Source organism: Paramesorhizobium endophyticum (assembly GCF_014640615.1).
GTDB lineage: Bacteria > Pseudomonadota > Alphaproteobacteria > Rhizobiales > Rhizobiaceae > Paramesorhizobium > Paramesorhizobium endophyticum.
Window position 1 is genome coordinate 1 of sequence record NZ_BMHH01000051.1, and the last position, 8,513, is coordinate 8,513.

At 46.6% G+C, this 8,513-nt stretch carries 8 protein-coding genes; 2 read left to right on the top strand and 6 right to left on the bottom strand.

From position 1 onward, the window contains the following. Positions 1-186, bottom strand: a 186-nt coding sequence (locus tag IEX53_RS23710; protein ID WP_210311701.1) for a hypothetical protein, incomplete at its 3' end; no start/stop codon positions are given. Between IEX53_RS23710 and IEX53_RS23240 the strand changes: the two genes are divergently transcribed. Then, positions 185-1,141, top strand: a complete 957-nt coding sequence (locus IEX53_RS23240) for a hypothetical protein (protein ID WP_188826549.1) — start codon at positions 185-187, stop codon at positions 1,139-1,141. The two genes, IEX53_RS23710 and IEX53_RS23240, sit on opposite strands and share 2 nt — an antisense overlap. Before the next feature lie 98 nt (positions 1,142-1,239). On the opposite strand, the gene IEX53_RS23245 is transcribed toward IEX53_RS23240, so the two are convergent. The 4 genes from IEX53_RS23245 to IEX53_RS23260 are packed head-to-tail and all read right to left on the bottom strand — an operon-like array spanning position 1,240 to position 6,394. Beyond that, positions 1,240-3,036, bottom strand: coding sequence for a discoidin domain-containing protein (locus tag IEX53_RS23245; protein WP_188826550.1), 1,797 nt, complete (start codon positions 3,034-3,036; stop codon positions 1,240-1,242). A 52-nt stretch (positions 3,037-3,088) separates the two neighbouring features. Further along, the gene (locus tag IEX53_RS23250) at positions 3,089-5,143 is read right to left on the bottom strand and encodes a discoidin domain-containing protein (RefSeq protein ID WP_188826551.1); all 2,055 of its coding nucleotides are present in this window, start codon (positions 5,141-5,143) and stop codon (positions 3,089-3,091) included. After that, positions 5,143-5,853, bottom strand: a complete 711-nt coding sequence (locus tag IEX53_RS23255) for a glycosyltransferase family 2 protein (RefSeq protein ID WP_210311702.1) — start codon at positions 5,851-5,853, stop codon at positions 5,143-5,145. The genes IEX53_RS23250 and IEX53_RS23255 overlap by 1 nt, the downstream gene beginning before the upstream one ends. Continuing rightward, the gene (locus tag IEX53_RS23260; protein ID WP_188826552.1) at positions 5,819-6,394 is read right to left on the bottom strand and encodes a TVP38/TMEM64 family protein; all 576 of its coding nucleotides are present in this window, start codon (positions 6,392-6,394) and stop codon (positions 5,819-5,821) included. The genes IEX53_RS23255 and IEX53_RS23260 overlap by 35 nt, the downstream gene beginning before the upstream one ends. A gap of 450 nt (positions 6,395-6,844) precedes the next feature. Here IEX53_RS23260 and IEX53_RS23265 point away from each other — a divergent pair, with 450 nt between their 5' ends. Next, a complete protein-coding gene (locus IEX53_RS23265) occupies positions 6,845-7,744 on the top strand; it encodes a class I SAM-dependent methyltransferase (protein WP_188826553.1) in 900 nt (299 codons plus the stop codon). 473 nt (positions 7,745-8,217) lie between these two features. On the opposite strand, the gene IEX53_RS23270 is transcribed toward IEX53_RS23265, so the two are convergent. Further along, positions 8,218-8,513, bottom strand: a 296-nt coding sequence (locus tag IEX53_RS23270) for a transposase (RefSeq protein WP_236016353.1), incomplete at its 5' end; no start/stop codon positions are given.

Sequence of the window (8,513 nt, forward strand, 5' to 3'; positions counted from 1 at the left end):
CGTCACCGACAATTTCCGCGTCATCAGGCCACGCGATTTTCGGGTTATCGCGTGAACGGGGTATACATTGAAAAGATCGCGCTCGACGCGCAATCCGGCAAATGGACATGTGCCGTGAGCGGCGGCACGCCGAACACGCTCACCGCCCACCCTCGACCCGGCGCCTTCGGCGCTGGTTGCCGGCATGATGATCGTGCTGAAGCTGGCGGCGACGAATATGGGTCCGGTCACACTCCATGTGAAGGGCCTCGGCGCCAGGCCCGTGGTGTTTCGCGGCGGCAGGAATCTGGTGCGCTATTGCCTGACAAAAGGACAGGTCGTCGTCCTCATTTACGATGGGACATCGTGGGTGATGGCAAACGAGGCGACGGTGCCCTCCGTTCCACCGGTCGTCTATGTGCGCCCGGACGGGAATGATGCCAACTCAGGCGATGCCAATACGCCCGGTGAGGCCCTCCAGACCATTTCTGCCGCGATAGACAAACTCGAGAGCTATGTCTTGCCTCCGGCCGGAGGTATTGTCCAGCTTGGTATTCCGGGGACATATGCTTCTGTACGCAGGGCTTTCGTCGGTACAATCAGCATCATTGGTGACGAGGCCAACCCGGAATATTATGTCATCAGCAATAGCCCCGGCGATTATACCCCGGTCGCTCTGATAGGCGGAACAGTGACCATGCGCGGAGTTCACCTTAAAAACGTAACAGTCAATGCTTGGGTTGTCGTATTTTCAATAAACTTGGGTGGCACAGCCAGATGCTATAATATGATTTTGGAAACCACTGAGAATGGTGTCTATTCTTTCATCGCAGATCATGCCTCCTATCTGGAAATTGGCACAGGATGCGTTCTGCGCAGCGCATCGTTGGGCGCGTTTCTGGCGCAGAACGGCTCGCAGATCGTTCTCAGCGGCGGCGGCACGATTACCATCGACAACGACGCAACCTATAGCATAGCATGCGCCACTGCACAGACCGGATCATGCATCACCACCTCAGCAGGCCCGATTTCCGGAAATGCTACTGGCGCGCGCTATTACTGCGCCACCAATGGAGTGATATGGGTAAATGGTGACCAAAACTTTTTTCCAGGCACCATCCCCGGAACTGCGGATACGAACACGGGAGGCCGATATGCGTGATCTGAGCGGATCATTTGGGTGTTTATTTAGTTAAGTGGGACATACGCACCGGTGCTGGCCAATCTGTCCAGAACCGGTGCGATAACACGCTGTTGAATTTAGGAGCCGAACTTCAACCCTTTAAGAGTAAGGGAGCCGGGATTGCCGCAATTTGAAATTATTTGAATTCTTATATAACGAGTACGAATTTTGTCAGGAAGAACGAGCGTATTCCACCTCTCCGAATCCTGAGAGCAAGTCAACTCATTACTATAAATTTGTTTCCACTCGCTTTTATCGTCACTCGTTTCAATCGTGACGCCCTTTGGCGCTCTATCAGGATGCCCGCTCTGCGGACGAAAAGAAACAGTTTTCACCAGCCGATGCCGTCTAAAATCAATCTCAAGCATCTGTGGATAGGTAATTGGTGGCAGTGCATGCCAGCCCGGGTCAATAGCAGCGGTTAACTTGGATGGACCAAGCTCTTCCTCCAAAACCGTTGACGCTGTAATGGTCATGCAGAACATTTTTGGGATCTTAGAGCGGTCGAAGCAGTTGAATTCTGTCGCATAGTCTGGATTAGAACTAAGTTTCACAGAAAACCTATATGTATTATATGAATTAATTGCAATTAATGAAAATAAAATAAAGTACATCAAATATATCTGCGCGTGACTTTCGTCGTGTGATTGTATTAACATTGATGTTTTAGATGGCTTGTTATCCGGTTCGACAAAAAACACAGCGAAGCAGACAGCTGCGGAAAGACAGGCTATATATGAATAATACATATTAACATTGAAATAGTCCCATCCCCTAGGCACGGTTCTGCCGAAAGCTATCACGAAGGAATAGACGAAAAGGAACGCTAATACACATAAAGCAGAAAGCCAAATTTTTTTGTATCTAATTAAATGATAAAAATCTCCACTTCCGATACTTATTATAAAAAGACAAACAAGACCAATTACAAAAGTAAAATTGGTTAAAAAGGCAATGCCTGAAAAATGAAAACCGCGGAAGTTAGCTCGATTTTCGGCCGCGATTTCATATCCCGCCGGGAGAGCCCAGCCGCCAAGCCAGAATGCGATCTGCTGCAAGGCGTACCATACAGCAATGGGTATATCACGTGCCAGGGATCTATCACCGGACACTTGTTCAATGGCGGTAAATTGCGCAATTCCGCGAACCAAAGCGAGGTTTGCAATGTTAAGCACGACATACATTATAGATGCAGCAAGAAACAGTACGGAAAATTTCAGAAAAATTCTATTTTTGGTCAAAACATAATTATACGATAATACTAGAAAAATAATAGAATTCATTACAAATCCAAGCTCATAAAAAAATTCTGCTAGTATACCGTATAGTAACGCAATGTATCCACGTCGAACGTCGTTGGTACTTATAAATTTAAGCAGAAAAATAACAGTGTATAAGCCAAACAAGGAGAATGTTATATATCCAGTTATATGATTCCAAAAAACTATCTCCGAAGAGATGAAAGCGCAACCGAACAGGGCGGATATTATGAATGGAAAAAGCGTATCACCCAATCTTCCGCGAGCGAAAAGGTTGAATAATCCGATAACAACAAGGATATGGATAACAAGGCTTGTGACCTGCCAATAAAAAAAATTGTAGCCAAACAGATAGTGACTTACGTTTAACTGAAGATATAATAAAGGACGAAATAAAAGATCGTCCCCGATCCGTTGCCAGTATGGAGTATTGGCTACTATATCCAAAAAATCTGAATATTTACCTACTTGGTTAAAATACGAAGAATGATCTGATCGTGGAGCGCCTGCAAATAAGCCATTCCAATATATGGCAATAATCAATATTGATAGTATCAGTTTTTGAATTTTCGTGTTGCTAAATAATAGCTTAAGATTCGTTCTGCTCTTAAACATTGTTTCCCCATACGCGCTTGAAATCGGTCGTTTTCGAACGAATGACTGGTTCCTAAGGGCTTGCCCTAAACCCGCGAAGGGTAAGCAGGTTAGGATTCCCGCAGTTCGAATAAATGTTAATTCGAAGATACCGGGCTTCGGTCGGCGTTGGTAGTTTTTCCTGATGCCAGCCGTCCGCACCTTTTGAGGCGCATAAATCCTGGTAAACACCGGACGTTACCCATTCGCTTCCGTTTTCGCTGGTTTCTATTTTTATATGTTTCGGCATACGGTCTGCGTTATCATCCTGTGGCAGGAATCCGATGCTCTCGATGCGTTTATTCATAACGAAATTTATTGTGATGGACTGAGGGTAAGCAGGATTTTTTTGCGCATGCCATCCCGGCTGGGTGGAGTATAACAAGCCCTCTGCGTTAAAATTTTCAAGGACAGAGCTTGCCGATATGCCAGGTTGTGGAACAATATCTGGGGTGATCGGTTGCGATGTAATGTCAGATAAATTAATTATGTATGGTTGGGCTGCCGATTTCACCGGTTCAGTACCGTAGGTATAGGCTATAGCGATGTTATGGGGAGACGATAAAGCGCCAGCAACGCACGACCCCGTGTCGAAAGCACAGTCAACGGTATTTAGATCGGATTTTTGAAAAATATCCAGCAACACAGCGTTAACCATCCAGGGAACTCCGACGGGATTTCTAGAACTGTTGATGACAGCGTTATCCTCGCCCCAATTCACCATTGGATCTACCGCGCTAAATCTGGATACTTTGGGCATTACGACCAATAGAAATCTATTTTCTGTCCAGTCTTTTGCTTTCCATTGGCTTAGCTTCGCTTTTAAGGCCTCAATTTCCACACGGGTTGTGACAACCTCGAGAATCGAATTGCGGTTTTGTATCAGTGCGACGGATACCAAAACTGAGAAGGCACCAAGCAATGGAATTAGCCGCGGAAAATTGAAGATTTTTGATCCAATACCTGCTTTTACCAGCCATACGGCTGCGAAACTAAAGAATAAATAGAATGGGAGGAAGTATCTCGTGTAAATTGCGTCCATTTTGCTAAAAAGCAACGGTGATACTGAAGACATAAGTATAGTGAATGATATTAAAAATACAAAAAGAAATCTGACAATTATCTTGTTGACTTGAAATTTGTTGCCATCAACCATGGAAGCTTTCAGGCTAAAAAGCAATAATATTATCAATCCTGCGCCGTGTGGCGTATGCAGGTTTGATGGTGGCATCATGTAAAACATCCAGGCGATGCTTTTTAGTTTTGTATAAAGATAGTCTGGTGAAAATTGAGCGGTCACTTCGTAGTTTTTTAACTGCCATTCCCCGAAAGTGGTGTTCAATGCAGCAACACATAGTTTTACGAGGATGTAATATATAGACGACAGCGCGGCGTAAAATAATAAAGAACCAATCAGATCCCGCACCCGCTTCGGAAAAGTTGATCTGGTATCTGTCGCAAAGCATAATAACGCCAGAATTACAACTAAAAATGCATACGATGCATATATCATACATGACGCCATAAATAGTATGGATGAGATGGCAATTTTTGTGATTTTTTTGGCTTCTCCGTTATTTCTTTCATAAAAGCGTTGATATGATAAGGTTGCCAGGATTACGGAAACCAGCACCATTAATGCCGGCCATCCCTGAAAGTACATGAAAGCGTACCCTGGAGCTGTGACAAAAATGGCGCCGATAATGAATGCGGTGGGGAGGCTGTCGGTAAATTTCGTCAATACCAGAGAAAGATAGGATACCGTTAAAAGCACAACGACTAATGAAATAGATCTTAGAGATTTGAAGTCGGAGATATTCGACACGAACATATGTTCCAAACATTCTGTCGGCCAAACCAATGGCCTGCCGGTTCGAGCATAAAATTCCGGGATCATCTTCAAGCATGCTTCCAGGCGGTCGAGGGAGGCTGCACCGAAAGGGTACCGGAACGCCCTCCATTGATCTTGGGTCGCATAATCGAATTGAAGCGTAGGCAGGTATGAAAATATCACCAAAAGTAGAGATCCGATGATCAAAATTCGGGAGAAAGTATCTTGCAGTTTCCAAAGGCTAACGAGCGCACCCATCACGCATTCCTCCAAAACCACAGTTCACGTACAAACTGAAAATAATACGCGGCTCCCCATCGCATTATCTGTAGTTTTCTTTCGCCGCCAATCCGGGCTGGTTCATCGCCGGGAATTTCTGCGACCTTCAATTTTGCTTTCGCGGCGCGCACCGAAAGCAGTGGCTCCCAGCTGATTTTTGTGCGGAAGAGCTTTTCCGGCAGCGCATGGGCATCTTCTCGGTCAAGCCCCAGTTCCTGTGCCATCGCTTTTCTATAAGCCCGGTAAATCACCATGACATCGGTATAGCGGCCTCCATAGAGAATGTTTACCGTGCGGGTGAACAGCCAGTTTCCGAAACTGGTGATGATATCGTCATCCTCACTCCTGGCGTGCGCCAGATAGCGCGAGGCGATCACCATGTCGTAGCCTTCCTTTACCTTGGCTATCAAGGCAGGGATCAATTCGGGGACGGAATTGCCATCGGGGCTGAAGGTGATGACGATATCCCCTTGCACCAGCGGCCACACTTCGGTGTAAGCATGGCGGAAGCCCTTTTGCTTCTGGACAAAGACGTCGTAGCCGTTTTCTTTGGCCCACTCAATCGTTCCGTCCTTCGACCCGCCGTCGACGACAATGATTTGGTCCATCCATGACCGGTCGATTTTCGGCATGATGGCTTTCATGCCGTCGATTTCATTGAGGGTCATCACTAAAAGCGTAGTTTTCATTCAATCCCCGATCTTTTCTAATAAATTTTGATGCAAACCGCGCCAGCATCAGGAACGTTGCGGCCGCAGATACCATAAGAATTCCTCGAATGATTTCATTCACACCTGCTTGTTGGGCGGTAAAGGTTTGCAGAGTATCGCCGATGTAGGCCACAGCGATCGCGGGCGGCGAGAGGAAGACAAATGTCGCCAGTAAAAAAGAACGATTGGATAGAGAGGTAATGCCAAGCAAATAATTCAGGGGGCCGGTGGGAATGATCGGATTGATCCGCGCAAATGCCACGAACTTCCATCCGTTACCTTCGAATTCTCTCTGAACTCTGATTGCCCACTTGTTTTCAAAGCGGCCTGCTAAAGGCTGGCCCACAAGCCAGCGTGCGATTAGAAAGGATATCCAGCCGCCAATGGTTGCGCCAATAGTGGCATAGATACCGCCAAACAGGCCGCCCCAGAAAAACCCCGCGGCAAGATTCAAAGGAAGGGACGGCAGCGCTACAATGGTTGAAACGGCACAGATCAGCGTGAACAAAATGATCGCCAAAACGGGATTCCTACTTCGATACTCTTCAATGATGGCGGGGTTTATTGTGATATGGCTGTGGAATAAAAAGATAAGCGTAATAAATATTACTGAAATGAAAACTAGGATGAGACGTTTTATCCCGATTTTCAATAGTAATGAATGAGATTTCTTTTGAAAGTTAATCAAAACGCAACCAACCAAAGTAAATTCCAGTTGCATACTATGGTAGCAGAATAAAATTTAGAAAAAAATAGTAAATATTAATTGTAGAGTGAATAAAATTTCATCTTATCGTGCTTATGTAGATGGGGAGGCGGTGTTGCTAATTTCCGACTCTGGGGCGCTTCCAATTTAACTCGTGATAAAAAATCTAATAACCAAAATAATTTCGTTGCTGTCTTATTCTAGCTGATATAATAAGATGAAAAATGAAACAACAAATATCTATACCATTGTGGAAGTAGTTCAATGCCATTATCGATGCGTGAAATGACATGCGTTACGTGTGGAAAGAAGGATTATACGGTTAAATATGAAGCGCGGGTCCCTGATGCTGGAAGTTTGAACTTTTCGGCGCGCCGCGAGGGGCTGCGGTCTCATCCGAGAATTGTTGAATGTAGCGGCTGCGGCCAAATTTATTCCAATCCGTACTTTGCAGATGATGTAATTAGCAAGTTATATCAGGAAGCAAACTATTTGGACGAGCCACAACTGAACAACATGGTGAAGGACTATATGTGTGAATTCCAGCGTGCCATTGCTGGTCGAGACAAGTCCAGTCTGCGTATTCTGGAAGTAGGCTGCGGTGATGGGTTCTTCCTTAAGGCTTTAAAACAAGCTGGATATGAGAAAATTACGGGAGTAGAACCAGGGCGCGAGGCCGTCTCACGAGCGGAACCTGATATACGTGCGTGTATCATCAACGATTTTTTCGATTCAAAAATGTTTGAGGAAGGATCCTTCGACATCGTTTGCTGCTTCCAGATTATGGATCACTTGCCTAACCCGGCGGCTTTTGTAGCGGCTGTCCATGGTATCTTGGCCGCAGATGGAGTATTTCTTGCCATTAATCATAATATTCGGGCGCGATTACCAAAATTGCTTGGTGAACGGTCCCCTATGTATGACATCGAACATATTTATCTGTTTGATTGTTCTACAATGAGTAGGCTGCTTAAAAATGCGCAATTTAGCGTATCGCGTTGCGAGCCTATTTCCAATTCTTATACTGTTGACTATGCGCTGAAAATGTTTCCGTTTCCCCATAAGATAAAGAGGGGTTTGATATCTATGGCGTCATCGCTTGGATTGGCTGCAGTTTCATTGAATGTCTCAGCAGGTAATATGGTCACCGTCGCACGTCGATGAGGCAATGAGTTTTTATAAGTGCCTCGTAAACGCGATTTTCTCCGCACCTTTCTCGATGGAGTGTCGTGATGCATGAGGTGTCCACTTAAATAAGGTGGACACCTCGTGATTGAGGCAGATGAACAGAAACTGGTGGTAAGGCGTGTTTTGCCCAACGGACGCCGGCGCTATGATGACCGCGATCTCTATCCAGCCGAGAAATATCCGGTCGGCCAGTGGGACTACTGGCTCTATTACAGAGAGCAATTTGAAACCGCCAACCGCGATTTCGAGATAGATGTTCCGGCAACGATCGCAGCCCTTTACCGGCCTGGTCCTCCTGAAGCGGTCGGCAAGCCAGCGTTTACCGCGACTCTACGCCAGGCTCAGGGATGGTTTGGCCCAAGCCATCGTGCTCCGGCAGGATCGTGTCCCGAGAGGTGGTGTAGGTCGCGGCTGATGGCCGTGCTTTCCGACATAGAGCCGGAGGGATATCAGCTGGCCGCTGCGGGCAGGCTGATTTGGGGATCATCGCTCATTTGCGCCATGGTCTCAAGTGTCATGTATCGGGCGCGTTGGACGGCCCATTCGTCATTGTGTTCGAGCAGCAGCGCGCCGACGAGACGGACGATGGCTTCGTCGTTGGGAAAGATGCCGACGACCTCGGTGCGTCGCTTGATTTCGCCATTAAGACGCTCGATCGGATTCGTCGAATGCAGTGAGAGCGGCGGTGCAAAAGTGGGCCACGGTAGCGGCGGAATAATCCAGCCGCGGGCGGAGTAAAAACCGG

Excerpts from the sequence above, each read along its gene's own strand:
- IEX53_RS23240 (WP_188826549.1), top strand. The coding sequence starts at position 185 with ATGATGATCGTGCTGAAGCTGGCGGCGACGAATATGGGTCCGGTCACA.
- IEX53_RS23245 (WP_188826550.1), bottom strand. The coding sequence starts at position 3,036 with ATGTTTAAGAGCAGAACGAATCTTAAGCTATTATTTAGCAACACGAAA.
- IEX53_RS23250 (WP_188826551.1), bottom strand. The coding sequence starts at position 5,143 with ATGGGTGCGCTCGTTAGCCTTTGGAAACTGCAAGATACTTTCTCCCGA.
- IEX53_RS23255 (WP_210311702.1), bottom strand. The coding sequence starts at position 5,853 with ATGAAAACTACGCTTTTAGTGATGACCCTCAATGAAATCGACGGCATG.
- IEX53_RS23265 (WP_188826553.1), top strand. The coding sequence starts at position 6,845 with ATGCCATTATCGATGCGTGAAATGACATGCGTTACGTGTGGAAAGAAG.